12 protein-coding genes and 1 riboswitch are annotated in these 14,167 nt (G+C 53.1%); of the genes, 7 read left to right on the forward strand and 5 right to left on the reverse strand.

The annotated features are described in order from the left end of the window. Nucleotides 1–2: 2 nt before the first annotated feature. Nucleotides 3–1,589, forward strand: a complete 1,587-nt coding sequence (locus MKX76_RS04800) for a glycoside hydrolase family 43 protein (RefSeq protein WP_251537334.1) — start codon at nucleotides 3–5, stop codon at nucleotides 1,587–1,589. Between the two features lie 63 nt (nucleotides 1,590–1,652). Here MKX76_RS04800 and MKX76_RS04805 read toward each other — a convergent pair whose 3' ends face one another. Continuing rightward, entirely contained in the window at nucleotides 1,653–2,495 is an 843-nt protein-coding gene (locus tag MKX76_RS04805; RefSeq protein WP_341033112.1) for an AraC family transcriptional regulator, read from the reverse strand. Nucleotides 2,496–2,736: 241 nt separating this feature from the next. Here MKX76_RS04805 and MKX76_RS04810 point away from each other — a divergent pair, with 241 nt between their 5' ends. Then, complete coding sequence (locus MKX76_RS04810) at nucleotides 2,737–4,305, forward strand: glycoside hydrolase family 28 protein (RefSeq protein WP_251537341.1); 1,569 nt, start codon at nucleotides 2,737–2,739, stop codon at nucleotides 4,303–4,305. A gap of 199 nt (nucleotides 4,306–4,504) precedes the next feature. Here the strand turns inward: MKX76_RS04810 and MKX76_RS04815 are convergent, their stop codons facing one another. Both MKX76_RS04815 and MKX76_RS04820 read right to left on the reverse strand, forming a co-directional pair. Next, nucleotides 4,505–5,398, reverse strand: coding sequence for an IS3 family transposase (locus MKX76_RS04815; RefSeq protein WP_138919311.1), 894 nt, complete (start codon nucleotides 5,396–5,398; stop codon nucleotides 4,505–4,507). Continuing rightward, complete coding sequence (locus MKX76_RS04820) at nucleotides 5,335–5,679, reverse strand: transposase (RefSeq protein ID WP_007128026.1); 345 nt, start codon at nucleotides 5,677–5,679, stop codon at nucleotides 5,335–5,337. The genes MKX76_RS04815 and MKX76_RS04820 overlap by 64 nt, the downstream gene beginning before the upstream one ends. Nucleotides 5,680–5,968: 289 nt before the next feature. Then, a riboswitch (cyclic di-AMP (ydaO/yuaA leader) is annotated at nucleotides 5,969–6,102 on the forward strand. Nucleotides 6,103–6,105: 3 nt separating this feature from the next. Between MKX76_RS04820 and MKX76_RS04825 the strand changes: the two genes are divergently transcribed. Continuing rightward, on the forward strand, nucleotides 6,106–6,582 hold the full coding sequence (locus tag MKX76_RS04825) for a C40 family peptidase (protein WP_007128475.1): 477 nt from the start codon (nucleotides 6,106–6,108) through the stop codon (nucleotides 6,580–6,582). A gap of 342 nt (nucleotides 6,583–6,924) precedes the next feature. Here MKX76_RS04825 and MKX76_RS04830 read toward each other — a convergent pair whose 3' ends face one another. Beyond that, the gene (locus MKX76_RS04830; protein WP_251537639.1) at nucleotides 6,925–8,184 is read right to left on the reverse strand and encodes a stalk domain-containing protein; all 1,260 of its coding nucleotides are present in this window, start codon (nucleotides 8,182–8,184) and stop codon (nucleotides 6,925–6,927) included. Between the two features lie 234 nt (nucleotides 8,185–8,418). Here MKX76_RS04830 and MKX76_RS04835 point away from each other — a divergent pair, with 234 nt between their 5' ends. After that, nucleotides 8,419–8,808 carry a 2Fe-2S iron-sulfur cluster-binding protein gene (locus MKX76_RS04835; RefSeq protein ID WP_007128473.1) on the forward strand — a complete coding sequence of 130 codons (390 nt, stop codon included), beginning with the start codon at nucleotides 8,419–8,421 and terminating at the stop codon, nucleotides 8,806–8,808. A 219-nt stretch (nucleotides 8,809–9,027) separates the two neighbouring features. On the opposite strand, the gene MKX76_RS04840 is transcribed toward MKX76_RS04835, so the two are convergent. After that, nucleotides 9,028–9,894, reverse strand: a complete 867-nt coding sequence (locus tag MKX76_RS04840) for an AraC family transcriptional regulator (protein WP_007128472.1) — start codon at nucleotides 9,892–9,894, stop codon at nucleotides 9,028–9,030. Nucleotides 9,895–10,095: 201 nt separating this feature from the next. Here MKX76_RS04840 and MKX76_RS04845 point away from each other — a divergent pair, with 201 nt between their 5' ends. The 3 genes from MKX76_RS04845 to MKX76_RS04855 all read left to right on the forward strand — a co-directional run bounded on the left by MKX76_RS04845 (nucleotide 10,096) and on the right by MKX76_RS04855 (nucleotide 14,155). Next, the gene (locus MKX76_RS04845) at nucleotides 10,096–11,889 is read left to right on the forward strand and encodes an L-fucose isomerase (protein ID WP_144878402.1); all 1,794 of its coding nucleotides are present in this window, start codon (nucleotides 10,096–10,098) and stop codon (nucleotides 11,887–11,889) included. Between the two features lie 29 nt (nucleotides 11,890–11,918). Continuing rightward, the gene (locus MKX76_RS04850) at nucleotides 11,919–12,578 is read left to right on the forward strand and encodes a class II aldolase/adducin family protein (protein ID WP_007128470.1); all 660 of its coding nucleotides are present in this window, start codon (nucleotides 11,919–11,921) and stop codon (nucleotides 12,576–12,578) included. Between the two features lie 62 nt (nucleotides 12,579–12,640). After that, a complete protein-coding gene (locus MKX76_RS04855; RefSeq protein WP_341033113.1) occupies nucleotides 12,641–14,155 on the forward strand; it encodes a rhamnulokinase in 1,515 nt (504 codons plus the stop codon). The last annotated feature ends 12 nt before the right edge of the window (nucleotides 14,156–14,167 follow it).

Raw genomic sequence — 14,167 nt, forward strand, 5'->3', positions numbered from 1 at the left:
CGATGATGCACTCATCGTCAACACTGCAAGTACTACAGAGCAAGCCTTGGCTGTCGGATCAGGGGGACGGGACGTTCGTGAACCCGGTGCTTCATGCGGATTATTCGGATCCGGATGTGATCCGGGTCGGGGAAGATTTCTATATGACGGCTTCCAGCTTCGGCCATCTGCCGGGACTGCCGATTCTGCACTCGAAGGATCTGATTAACTGGAGGATTATTAATCATGTGCTGCCTCGGATGGAGCTGCCGGGCTATGACGTCCCTCAGCACGGGAACGGCGTGTGGGCTCCGGCCCTTCGGTTCCATGACGGCAAGTACTGGGTGTTCTATGGAGATCCGGATGTCGGCATTATGATGAGCACAGCAAGGGACCCGGCAGGCAGCTGGACGCCTCTGCATCTGGTTCAAGAGGGGAAAGGCCTGATCGACCCGTGTCCGTTCTGGGACGATGACGGCCAGGCCTACCTGGTTCACGCGTTCGCCAAAAGCAGATGCGGCATCAAGCACCTATTAAGAATGTGCCGGATGTCCCCGGACGGAATGCGTCTCTTGGATGAAGGTCAGATCGTTTTCGACGGTACCGAGCGCCATCCAACGATGGAAGGTCCGAAGATGTATAAACGGAATGGCTATTATTATATATTTGCTCCCGCCGGGGGTGTATCTACGGGCTGGCAGACCGTGCTTCGATCGACTGCGGTCTTTGGCCCCTACGAGGATAAAATCGTACTGCATCAAGGCGATAGCCCTATTAACGGCCCGCATCAGGGCGGCTGGGTAGAGCTCGCTTCGGGCGAATGCTGGTTCATGCATTTTCAAGACAAAGGGGCATACGGGCGAATCACTCATCTGCAGCCGATGCGCTGGGTCGATGATTGGCCGCAGATCGGTATCGATGCGAATGGGGACGGGATCGGCGAACCGGTTCTTCGTTATCCGAAGCCAAACGTCGGCGGGGAGCATGCGATTCAGGCGCCGGATGACTCGGACGATTTCGAAGGAGCTGAGCTTGGCCTCCAGTGGCAATGGCAGGCCAATCCCAATCCGGCCTGGTACGCATTCGAGAGGGAGAGCCATTTGCGATTATTTGCCTTCCCGGTGCCGGATAACCAGTCCACCCGCACGATCTACGCTGCCCCTCACTTGCTGATGCAGAAATTCCCGGCAGAAGTATTTCAAGCTGAAGCGAGGGTGGACGGAACGGCACTCAAGCCCGGTGAATATGCGGGCCTGATCATATTCGGGCGAACCTTTGCTTATGTAGCCGTTCGGATGAAGGAGGACGGATCCGGCATGGAACTCCTCCGTGCCGAAGGAAACGACCAGGCGGAACATATTGTGTGGTCCGGTGGATTGAGCGAAGGGAAAGTAACGCTACGGGTGACGGTTCTTCCTGGAGCTATATGCCGCTTCGAGTACGCCGGCGCTGACGGTCCTTTCGTGCCGTGCGGAGATAAGGAGTTCGAAGCGGAAAAGGGGCACTGGGTCGGAGCTAAGGTAGGATTGTTTGCGGCGAGCCGAGAGGATCACTTAGACAGAGGGTATGCGGATATCGACTGGTTCCGGGTTGGAAGAGGAGAGAAATAGAAGCTGGAAGGGCTGCTCCTAGACGGGGAACCCGGCATTGGATCAGCCCGAACGGCCCTGAGGCTATCCATGGCGCTTACGGTATTGAAGGGGCGTCGTGCCTGCGATTTTTTTAAAGGTTTTATTAAAGTGGGCAATATGCTCAAATCCGGTTTGCTCGGAGATGAATTGTACGGAATCCCGGCTGTTCACAAGCATCTTCTGGGCTTCACGAATCCGTACCACCTGCAGGTACTCGCGAAAGTGAAAGCCTGTCAGCTTGGTGAACACTCTGCTGAGATAGGAAGGGCTGATGTAAAACTGCTTGGCGATCTGATCGAGCGTAAGCCTTTCATGATAGTTGGATTTGATATACTGGGCAATCTCCGAAATTTTCTGGTGCATCGGATGCTCATATTCTGGGGGCAGCGATTGGAGCGAGGTCTCGATCCGGTGCAGGCGGATGAGCAGCTCGTTCATCCACGCGCGAACCAACGAGCCGTAATGTGCCTGCCCGGATTGACATTCTGCGAGCATCGAGAGGAGCAGCCGTTCGATGTCGGGCTGATGCTTCAACGGAATGCGAACCAGCCTGGATGTCCCGTGATCGAGCAGCTTGGCGACGCCGGCATCGCCCTCTTCGATGAAGCTTCGGGAGAAGCCGATCAGCACCCGCTCGAAGATCAGCTTATCGGAGCTTGCCGTCGAATGCAGATCATGCGGGTTCACGATCATCATATCCCCTTTTTTGACGGTAAACACATTATCGTCCATGAAGTAGACCCGCTCTCCATGAAGCAAGTAATACAGCTCGAAGTAGGGATGCTCATGCGGACGGGGCATGCTGCTGGAACCGTTTCGTGACATGTATTGGATGGAGAAATCATCTTCTCCTATGTGGTACTTGGGCTGCAGCCGGTCATTCATTCTCTCTAACTCCTTTGCACACGCGGATCCGATTCTATTGTCATTTGTGAAGCCTGATATACCTGAACAGGTCGGAGACAACGGATACGGCTAGTTGGGTTCGTAGAAATTTATATATCATGGCTGCAGCCGATCTTCAAGGGCTTTGGCTGCAATCGGCAGCATTTTTTATAAGCGCTTACATCTTCATGCGGTATCAATCGAATAAGCAAACTTGAAACTTACTAAAGCGGAGGTAAGCATGAAACAAACAGAAGAAGCAATATGTCCCGACTTGCCTGTAATCCCGGAATACACAGTAATGATCACTGACTATGGCGCAGTAGGAGACGGCGTTTACGACAATACCCTGGCATTTCATCAAGCAATCGAAGCTTGCGCAAAGGCAGGAGGGGGGAAGGTGGTCATCCCTCCGGGGATCTGGCACACCGGTCCGTTAACCCTGCAGAGCCGGATTGAGCTTCACGCTTCTGCCGGCGCGCTTGTCATGTTCAGCAAGCAATTCGAAGCTTATCCGATCCGGATGTCTGCTTATGAGGGCCGGCAGATGTTCCGCTGCCAGTCTCCGCTCGATGGAGAAGGGCTGGAGGATATCGCAATCACCGGCAGCGGCATCTTTGACGGAGGCGGCGAAGCCTGGAGGCCCGTTAAGCAAGGGAAGCTGACGGAAAGCCAGTGGGATCGATTAATTCATACCGGCGGCGTCGTGGATGACGGGGGACTGTGGTGGCCAACGCCGGCTGCCCGGGACGGGATGGAGAACCTGGCCCGGATCGAACAAACAGGCAGCCGGAATCCCCAGGATTATGAGCCTGTCAGAGACTATCTGAGACCCAATCTGCTCAGCTTGAGAAACTGCAAGCGGATTCTGCTCAGCGGCCCTACCTTTCAAAACTCCGCAGCCTGGTGCCTGCATCCTTGGGCATCGGAGCAAATTACCATTCAGAACATTACCGTCCGCAATCCATGGTATGCCCAGAACGGGGACGGACTGGACATCGATTCGTGCAAATACGTGACCGTGGAAAACAGCTCGTTTGATGTAGGAGATGACGCGATCTGTCTGAAGTCCGGAAAAAATGAAGCCGGGCGCCTGCTGGGAAAGCCGAGTGAGCGCATCAGCATCCGGAACTGCACCGTTTATCACGGCCACGGCGGGATCGTTGTCGGCAGTGAAATGTCCGGAGGCATCAAGGATGTGCACGTATCCGATTGCACCTTCATCGGCACCGATATCGGCATCCGGTTTAAAAGCTGCCGCGGACGCGGCGGCGTGGTCGAAAATATCTTCATCGAACGGATCCGGATGCGGGAGATCGACGGGGATGCCATCTCCTTCAATTTATATTACGAAGGGAAAGCCGGCTCCGGCGAATACCAAGCGGAAGCGATGCTCCCCGTTACCGAGGAAACCCCCGTGTTCCGCAATATTGTTATTAAGGATATCGTCTGCAGCGGCGCGCATACTGCGCTCCTCATCAACGGCCTGCCGGAGATGCCGGTGGAGAACGTGACGGTGATGCGGTCGGCCATCACAAGTCGGGAAGGCATTGTATGCCGCAATGGAAAGAACCTGACGATTCAGGACATGGTCCTTCGCAATCAGGAAAATCCGCTGCTTCTTTTTCACCAGAGCCGAAATGTACAGGTGGTGAACGTCAAGGGGGAAAGCGACTCGCTGGATGACCGCTTGCTTGTGGTTACCGGGGAACGGTCCGGGCAAATCGAATGCTCGGGGCTGCATGCTGATAGGGCAGGACAGATTATGATTTCTTCTGAAGTGGAACCGGAGGAGGTCGTGATCAAGTAGCTTTGCTGTTGGATGCATTAAGGTTTAGAAGGGAGGTGATCGAATTATAACCGTTGCAATCTCAATATGATAAGGAGGTACGCCATTGAAAGCTGCAAAATGGCTGAAGCAAATGCTTGTTCTATCGATGAATTTGCTAGAACAAGAAGCCGGCCCCCTGAACTTAACCCTGTCAAGTAGACAGCCTAAAAAAGCAGCCTTAAGCAACCCTAGTTCGGTACTCAACCGGACTAAGGTTGTTTAGTTTTTGTTGAAAACGTTCATGGTTGTAAAAATGGATATATCGTTCAATTGCCTTTACGAGCTCTTCCTCGGTCGAGAAAGTGTCGAGTCGAAGACATTCTGACTTCAGGTGTCCAAAGAAGCTCTCGATACAAGCGTTATCCCAGCAGTTTCCCTTACGCGACATACTCACTTTAATTTTCTTACGCTTCAAAAAAGCATGGTACTCCTTGTGAGTATACTGGAAGCCCTGGTCGCTGTGGAGCAGCAGGTTGGCTACTTTGCGTTTATGTACAGCTGCTTGTACGGTCTCCAGCACAAGCTTTAAATTGTTGTGGCGTCCGATCCGAAAGGCAACCACCTCGTTGTTATACAGGTCAAAAATAACCGACAGGTACAGAAAGCGAGAGCCGATTGGCAGATAGGTCACATCGGTGACCCATTTCGTATTGGGTGCCGTGGCGTTAAAATCCCGATTCAGTACATTGGTTGAGGTAATCCCTGCCTCCCGACGGCCAAAGTATGGCTTCCTTCGCCTAATACGCGCACGAATCCCCAGTTCTTTCATCAGCCGGTACACACGCTTATGGTTGACGTTCAAGCCAAAGGTTTTCTTTAGCCAGACACGAATCCGTGGGTATCCGTAAATGCCCTTTAGCTGAGTATGGCACTCTAGAATCTTCTCTTTCAGAGCCTGCTCATCGATCTGTTTGGGCGTTGGATTATTCTTTCTGGCTGCCCATTTGTAGTAACTACTTCGAGCGATACCTGCCAGTTCACACAGCAAGGCCACGGGGTAGTTGCTGGTTAGCGCTTCGATGGCTTGGTAGGTTTGACGTCGCTTTGCTCTTGCCCCCTTTGCAGTTCCCATAGCTTTTTTAGCAAGGCATTCTCCGCTCGCAGCCGCAGGACTTCTTCCTCCAAGGTTTTGGCCTTCTTCGGTCTCCCGTTCTTCGAACCCGTCGAGGTGCCTCTTTTTTCCTTGAGACCCTCAATTCCTTCTCGCTCGTAGTGAGCCACCCATCTTCGAACCATCCTATCATCGATGCCCAAGGTCTTGGCTACCGTCTTGTAGCCAAGACCTTCCTCCAGGAACATCGCAACAGCCTTGCGCTTAAATTCGATGTCATATGTCTTTCTTATTTCGCCCATGGAAAAAATCCCCTCCAAAGTAGACTTTAATGCGCTTTTTACACACTGTCTACTTAAAGGGGATAATATCACCCTAGGTGTCGGCTTCTTGCATGGAGGTTTTTTCGCCGCACTTAGAAAACGGAAACAATTTTAACATAAATGTCATGACTATGTGACCTTTCATATAGTAAAAACACTGTTAAAACTCTTTCGATTCGACGGCGATATCTAAAAAACGATAGATTTATCGGATATTATTGACAGTTTGCTAGCTTGTATACTATATTAAGAAAGGGTTACAAAATGTTAATGAATTTTGCCGAATTTCGCTAGAGAAAACGGGGGAACCGTCCTGGGTGAATTATTCTTGTAGTAGAGGGAATATAGGTGACCTTCAGCCGAACCCTTAGCTAACTCCGTAGGCATCGAAGGAGAGAATATATTTTGAAGAAATTGGTCATTTCTTTGCTAGGATCCGCAATCATTTTTTCTTCCGGTGCCGTGACAGCGTTTGCCGATCAGCAGCCTAACTTTCAGCAGCAAGTGAAGCAGTTAGTAGGAACACCGTACAAGTGGGGCGGAACAACCACAAGCGGATTTGATTGCTCCGGATTTATTCTGTATATGTTCCGTAACTTTGATCTTGACCTTCCGCGCACTTCCCAAGGACAAGCCCAAGTAGGCGTGCATGTAGACCAGGAAGAGCTGCGTGTCGGTGATCTGGTATTCTTCAACACGAACGGCAAGGGAATTTCACATGCTGGCGTTTATATTGGAGACGGGCAATTCGCACATGCTTCAAGCAGCAAGGGTGTTCGAATCAGCAAGCTTAGCGACTCTTACTATAAGCCACGTTATGTTACCGCACGCCGGGTGTTAAGCCAAGAGGAATATGCGAAGCTGGTAGGAAGTGTTAGCTAGATCAGCTCATCTTTGATCTTGATCCAGCTCTCTGCACAATGATCGTCTTGTAAGTCCTGGTAAGGAATTCTATGATCGATTTTCAGTGATTGCACCGAATACATACATAAGTCTTGATGATGACCTCTGTATACGACAGAGGTCATCTTTTTTTTGTGCCGGTCATGTGGAAGATTGGCATCGGCTAATTCATAGCCTGTGTCGTTTCAATGGCTGTCAGAGATGCTCGGTTATCACGGAAGCATTGAACAAGCGAACAGGCTGCAGGTCCATAACGACCGGCAGCCTGTGTAGTGATGATCGGAAGGATGGACTCATCCACGCTTCAACCTTTATTACGGATCACTCTTTGATCACCGCTTCGTTCATGGCGCCTTCGATATCATCACCGTAGACTCTGAATATACCGAGCCGCCACAATGCCGCACCTTTCAGCTGATAGCGCTTGGCCAGACCAAGCTTGTCGTCGATGGAGTTCTCCGTTTCGCTGCCCAGGCTAATTCCAAGCAGAAGCTTGTCCTTAGGGGCTCCGGCATCAAGTGCAAGCTGAATAGCCTGCTGCACTTGCGTGTTCGGTTCCGGCTTCCGGTCTTTGGTGCCAACCGGGTGATACTGGTATGCCATGATAATTAGATCGTCGGCAATCGATGCAAGCGTTTTGTAATCATAGCCTTTATAGGCGCTGTTTAACGGAGGTACGGCCAAGGACAGGGCAGTCCCTTTCGGCAAGGCAGCTCTAAGGTCCTTCACGTATTGGTTCAGCAGCTTCTGCTGGGAGGCGGCATCCAGCTTGAAGCCCAATCCTTCGAAATCCAGCACGACCCCGCCGAACCCATTGTCCGTAACGGCGGCGGTAATCCCGTCGATCGATTTCATCCGCAGTGAGGCGTCGCTCATCATTTTTGTCAGTTCGCCGTTACCGTCCAGTGCATATACCATCAAATAGGGCTTAATGCCCTGTCCTTCCGCATCGGCCACAAGTGTCTGGGGCGTAATGTCTCCGGCGGCTTCCGGCATGCGGTATTCAACCCCTTGAAGGGTGAATTCGCCGTTACGGTCAATTCGGCTCCAGCCAAAGGCGACGGAATTCATCCATTGAATAATATCCCGCTCCTTGAAGGATTCAATGGCATAGAAGGCCCGCAGATGCATTTTGCTTTTTGGTGATTTGAGCGATACGGTGCGCGTTGCCTGATTCCACCTTACGGAAGCCCCGAATTGGCTGCTGAACGAGCTGAGCGGAATCAGCACGCGTCCTTCGCGCATGATCGGCGCTGCGGGCAGCTTGACGTTCTTCTTATTCACCACGGCGGTGGTGCTGCCGACTCTGAGCTGAACCTCGGTTGTGTTATCGTTGCCGGTCTTTACCGCCTGCACGGTTTGGGTCTTGCTGTTCCATTTGATGTCGATGCCCAGTGCCTCGCCCACAGCCCGGAAAGGCACGTAGGTTACGCCTTTCTCAATTCGCGGAGCCGCATCGAACGCAAGCGGAACATCATCCAACAGAACGGAAATGGTTGGTGCCGCATGGGCTGGATGATGATCAGCCGCGGTTCCGAGCAGCGACAAAGAGAGCAGGGAGGCGGCGGCCAGCTTTCCCAATCGTTTTGAGTATCCGATAATAATCTCCCCCACATTCTATGAAAGATAAATGAATCTATGAAACGGTTTACAGCAATGATAGTATAGCAAAATATTGGTAGAATACAAAATAAATAAATAGAGCGGTTTTCAAATGATGTCTGCGTATAGACGGTGTGAGAATAGCCCGGCTTTCGAGTATAATGGTAAGCGTAAATGGAGTGAATAGTTCCAGGCATTTTAGGAGGATATATCGTGTTTAAATTCTGGAGGAGTAAAAAGAATAGCCATTCGGCCGGTCATCCGTCTGCATCCGGTGGACAGGAGCTGGAGGAGGCTGTTCCCGACAAGCTCATCGAGCTTTCCGGTCGGGAGGTTCACAAGAGCGTTGCTCCCGTGCTTGGGATGACGGTGCTGGATCTGGCCGAGCGGAACGATGTGGATTGGAACTCTTTTTGCAAAAGAGGCACGTGCGCACGCTGCCGATGCCATGTAAGCGTTGGTGTCCAGCATTTGTCGTCACCGAATCAGGCGGAGGAACAGAGGCTGGACCCCGAAGAGCTCGAGGAAGGGTACCGGCTTGGCTGCCAAAGCCGGATCGAATCGGTCGGCCCGATCAAGATTAAGCATGCCCCTTATTTTTAGTAGAATATTTGTACCTTTTGGGTTCAAAAGTGACCGTCCCTCGTCTAATAAATTTTAATGATTGCTCGAGACTCGCTTACAAGGACCATTCGTGCCTCGGCACGAGTCCGTTGTCGGCGGGGGAAGCCGGCAATCCTCGTCACGGGATTGCGCTTGGCGGCCGCATTCGCCGCATAAACGTCAAGCAGGCAGCCGCATCTTAGCGGCTGCCTGCCGGCGTTATTCCGTCAACTGGGCTTGCCGCCGCTGACTTTCCCGATAGGAGGATGGCGTCTGCCCGGTTATTTTTTTGAACAGCATGGAGAAATACTTATCATTCCCATATCCGACCTGCGACGCAATCTCGTGCACGGGGGCATCGGAATCCGACAGCAGACGCTTCGCTTCTTCAATCCGCTTGGAGATTAAGTAGTTGAAGGGCGAATCGCCGAGCTCCTTTTTGAATAGATGGGATAAATAGTGCTGACTGACATACAGCGTGTCGGCGATGTCCTTCAGACTGATGCTCTGGGTGTAGTTGGCATCAATGAATTGCTTGGTTCTCAGCGCAATTTCATGCTTTCCTTTCAACGCCTGGAATTGGTGCTTTACGTCGATAATCCGGTAAATGACCGTAATCAGCGACATAAGCAAATTCGTGCTCAGCGTTTCATAGCCAAGAATTTGAGAATCGCATTCTCGAATGATGTCCGAAAGATAGCTCTCTACCTTGTATGCGTACTTCTCGCATGAAATAACCGGCTCCACGTACGGAGGCAGCAGCATTCCCTGAGGAACGCCCTCGATATGCAGGGAATCGACTCCGCAATAGATGACTTTAAAGGGACTGCTTCCTGCCGACTTCTCCTCATGCGGCACACCCGGATTGTAGATGGCCACATCTCCTTTCCGGAGTTCGTACACCTTGCCCGCGATCCTGAATTCGCCGCGGCCTTCCACGACATACAAAATTTCGCAAAAATCATGGATCTGCGGCGGACCGTAAAAGAAGTCTTCATCCACGACCTGTCCGGCAAAGAGCAGCTGTGGATTTTTCTTGAATCGGAATTGATCGCTTCTGCTGTGTGATATTTCAATCTTCGGCACGTCGTTGTCCCTCCCCAAAGCGAAACTTCCTGTCATTATTATACTGCATAATTGCGTTATCTCGAAATCGTTTTCAGTTCAAGGCCGGCGGTTCACTGTTTTGCTGAATATCCATGGCAACAAAGCAATATAGTGGGTTATCCCGCATATCGAATCTATTTACAATGTGGATATAATCAATGATTTGGGAGGCGTGGCATTATGACGATTGAAAACGATTACAGATGGAGAGACGGATTTCCGAAGATCGGAATCCGGCCGACGATCGACGGGCGGCGAAGAGGCGTGCGGGAATCCCTCGAGGAACAAACGATGAACCTGGCCAAGGCGGTTGCGGCGCTGCTGTCGGAGCAGCTCCATTATCCGAACGGCGAGCCGGTGGAATGCGTCATTGCCGATACCTGTATCGGCGGAGTGGCCGAGGCGGCGGCGGCCGAGAAAAAATTCAAGCATGCCGATGTCGGTCTTACGATCACGGTGACGCCTTGCTGGTGCTACGGAACGGAAACGATGGATACGGATCCTTCCAGACCGAAGGCGGTCTGGGGCTTTAACGGCACGGGCCGTCCAGGTGCGGTCTATCTGGCTGCGGTGCTGTCCGCTCATGCGCAAAAAGGATTGCCTGCATTCGGTATTTACGGCGAGGATGTGCAGGATGAAGGAGACACCCGGATTCCGGATGACGTGCAGGAGAAGCTGCTGCGTTTTGCACGTAGCGGGCTGGCTGCTGCCATCATGCGCGGCCAAGCGTATCTGTCCATGGGCTCGGTGTCGATGGGGATCGCCGGCTCGATTGTGGACGACAGCTTCTTCCAGGAATACCTCGGCATGCGGAATGAATATGTCGATATGAGTGAATTTACCCGCCGGTTGGAAGAGGAAATCTACGACCCTGAGGAGTACAAGCTGGCGCTTGCGTGGGTGAAGGAGAATTGCGTCGAAGGACCGGACAACAACCCACAGAAGCTTCAGACGTCCCGTGAACGCAAGGACTACGAGTGGGAAACGGTCGTAAAAATGACGCTGATTACGCGCGATCTAATGATCGGTAATCCACGCCTTGCGGAGCTGGGCTTCGAGGAGGAAGCACAAGGACATCATGCGATCGCATCAGGCTTCCAGGGGCAGCGTCAATGGACCGATCACTTCCCGAACGGGGACTTCCTTGAAACCATTCTGAACTCCTCCTTCGACTGGAACGGCAAGCGTTCGCCGTATATTGTGGCGACGGAAAATGACAGCTTGAACGGGGTCGGCATGCTGTTCGGTTATCTTCTTACCAATACGGCTCAGATTTTCGCGGACGTACGGACATACTGGAGCCCGGCTTCGGTTGAACGGGTGACCGGCTACAAGCTTGAAGGGAAAGCAGCGGGCGGCATTCTGCATTTGATCAACTCCGGCTCCGCGGCGCTTGACGGCACAGGTGAACAGCAGCGGGACGGAAAGCCGGTCATGAAGCCGTTCTGGGAGATTACCGACGAAGAAGTGGAACGGACCCTGAAGGCAACGCAGTTCAGACCTGCTTCCCTTGAGTATTTTCGCGGCGGCGGCTTCTCCACGGACTATCTGACACGCGGCGGAATGCCGATGACGATGTTCCGTCTGAATTTGGTCAAGGGCATAGGGCCGGTGCTGCAGATCGCGGAGGGATATTCGGTGGACTTGCCGGCCGAGGTTCATGATACGCTCGATAAGCGTACGGATCCGACATGGCCGACCACCTGGTTCGTTCCGAATATTACGGGCGAAGGCGCGTTCACAAGCGTGTACGAAGTCATGAATCAGTGGGGAGCCAATCACGGGGTCATCAGCTACGGACATATCGGAGCCGACCTGATCACGCTGGCTTCGGTGCTCCGCATACCGGTAAACATGCATAATGTACCGGCTGAGCAGGTATTCCGCCCGCGTGCTTGGGGCTTATTCGGCACAGCCGATCCGGAAAGCGCCGACTTCCGCGCTTGTCAGAACTTCGGTCCGCTGTATAAGTAAAAAGCATTCCAGGGAGAGGAGACGAGACCATGCAAAATATGGAGACACGGCAGGAGCTGTGTAAATATGCGACAAAAATCGTGGACAACGGCCTAGTCGTCGGACCCGGCGGGAATATCAGCGCTAAGTCGGGAGAGATGATGTACCTGTCCCCGAGCGGCTTCGCACTGGAGGAAATCGAGCCGGAGCAATGGATCGAGGTTCATATACCGACAGGTGAGATCACGGATATCGGGTTGAGACCGTCCTCCGAGGTGCTAATGCACTTGTATGGCTACCGCAGCAACCCGGATATCGGAGCGATGGTGCATACCCATCCGTCCCACTGCATCGCCTTTACGTTAATCGAGAAGGAGCTGCCGGTCATGTTTCCGGATCAGGCCGCTCTTGTGGGCCGGACCGCTTATGTGCCCTATATTATTCCGACAACGGATTTACTCGCCGAAGCGGTTGCGGCCAAGGTGACGGAGGCGAGCTCGATCCTGCTCGGCAACCATGGCCTAGTAACTACAGGGAGAAATTTGCGCGAGGCTTACTACCGGACACAGGTGGTCGAGGAAAGCGCCAAAATTTACTTGAGCGCCAAGGCTGCCGGTCAACCGGTGCCGCTGACGGACCAGGAGGTCGATGACATCGCGGCGCTGGAGAGCGAGGACTACCGGATTCAGCTGCTTCAGAAAATGAAATAATCTAAACATTCATGGCAGCCTGTTTCGTGCTTGAGCATTTTTGTGGGAAGAGGTGAAATCATATGAGCCATTCATCTGCCGTGCTGGCGTTCGATATGGGGGCTAGCAGCGGCCGGGCGCTGCTAGGGGAGATCGCCGCCTCCCCGGACGGCGGCTCGCAGGGGATTCTAAAAATTACGGAGATCCACCGTTTCGCCAATGTCCCCGTGCAGTTCGGAGAGCATATGCACTGGAACACCCCCATGCTGCTGCAGGAGGTAAAGAACGGCATTCGCAAAGCCTTTCAAGCCGGCTATGCCCCGGTCAGCTACGGGATTGATTCGTGGGGCGTCGATTATGGGCTGATTGACCGTAACGGGGAGCTAATCGGGATTCCCTATCATTACCGGGATCCGAGGACGGAAGGCATGGTGGAGGAAACCTGCAGCCAAGTCGGCCGGGAGCGGTTGTTTCAGGAGAGCGGTCTTCAGTTTATGCCGTTTAACACGATCTTCCAATTGAACGCCATGCGGAAGGCAAGCTCTCCGATGCTGGATATCGCGGATGCCCTGCTGCTGACGCCGGATCTGATCAATTATTTTTTGACAGGCGTGAAGGCATGTGAATTTACGATGGCCACCACGACGCAGCTGTATCATGTACGGCAGCGGAAGTGGAACGAACCGCTCATTGAAGAGCTCGGGCTCAATCCTTCCATGTTCATCGAACCGGTGGAGCCGGGCACGTGGATCGGCAATCTGTCCGGTTCAACCGCGAAGGAGCTCGGCGTTCCGCCGATCCGGGCGATCGCGGTGGCATCGCATGATACGGAATCCGCCGTCGTAGCCGTTCCGGCAAGCTCATCGTCTTTTGCCTATCTCGTATGCGGCACATGGTCGCTTCTGGGAACCGAGATGAAGGAACCGCTGCTCCACCCGGACGTATTGAAGGAGGACTTCTCCAATGAAGGCGGAGCCTTCAATACCTTTCAGCTGCTGAAGAACATTATGGGATTGTGGATCCTCCAGGAATGCAAGCGGCTGTGGGATCATCAAGGCCTGGACTATGGGTACGGCGATTTGGTCCGGTTGGCGGAGGAGGAGGAGGCGTTTCGCAGCTTTATCCAGCCGGACGATCTTCGCTTTATGAATCCGGCGGATATGATTTCGGAAATCCAGACGTATTGCAGGGAAACGGGGCAGCCTGTGCCGGAGAGCACGGGAGCGATGGTTCGCTGCATTCTTGAAAGCCTTGCCTTCCGGTACCGCGAAGTGCTGGAGAGCATGGAGCGTTTGACCGGGACTCGATATGAAGGCTTGCATATGGTCGGCGGTGGGATTCAGAACGAGCTGCTCTGCCGGTTCACGGCAAATGCGCTGGGAAGAACCGTATGGGCCGGTCCGGTCGAAGCAAGCGCGATAGGCAATATGCTCGTGCAATTCATCGCGAACGGAGCCTTGGCAAGCCGGGAGGAAGGAATCGAGCTCGTCAAACGTTCGTTCCCGCTTGCGGTGTACGATCCGGAAGCGGATTCCGAATGGAATGCGATGTTCTCCAAATACCAAGCGGCTACCCGGGAACGCCAGGTCAGCGGTTAATTCGCGGGATCG

Source organism: Paenibacillus sp. FSL R5-0810 (assembly GCF_038002285.1).
In the GTDB taxonomy this organism is placed as follows: domain Bacteria; phylum Bacillota; class Bacilli; order Paenibacillales; family Paenibacillaceae; genus Paenibacillus_AQ; species Paenibacillus_AQ lactis.

Excerpts from the sequence above, each read along its gene's own strand:
- MKX76_RS04800 (WP_251537334.1), top strand. The coding sequence starts at position 3 with ATGATGCACTCATCGTCAACACTGCAAGTACTACAGAGCAAGCCTTGG.
- MKX76_RS04815 (WP_138919311.1), bottom strand. The coding sequence starts at position 5,398 with ATGGGAACTGCAAAGGGGGCAAGAGCAAAGCGACGTCAAACCTACCAA.
- MKX76_RS04850 (WP_007128470.1), top strand. The coding sequence starts at position 11,919 with ATGCAAAATATGGAGACACGGCAGGAGCTGTGTAAATATGCGACAAAA.
- MKX76_RS04820 (WP_007128026.1), bottom strand. The coding sequence starts at position 5,679 with ATGGGCGAAATAAGAAAGACATATGACATCGAATTTAAGCGCAAGGCT.
- MKX76_RS04810 (WP_251537341.1), top strand. The coding sequence starts at position 2,737 with ATGAAACAAACAGAAGAAGCAATATGTCCCGACTTGCCTGTAATCCCG.
- MKX76_RS04805 (WP_341033112.1), bottom strand. The coding sequence starts at position 2,495 with ATGAATGACCGGCTGCAGCCCAAGTACCACATAGGAGAAGATGATTTC.
- MKX76_RS04845 (WP_144878402.1), top strand. The coding sequence starts at position 10,096 with ATGACGATTGAAAACGATTACAGATGGAGAGACGGATTTCCGAAGATC.
- MKX76_RS04855 (WP_341033113.1), top strand. The coding sequence starts at position 12,641 with ATGAGCCATTCATCTGCCGTGCTGGCGTTCGATATGGGGGCTAGCAGC.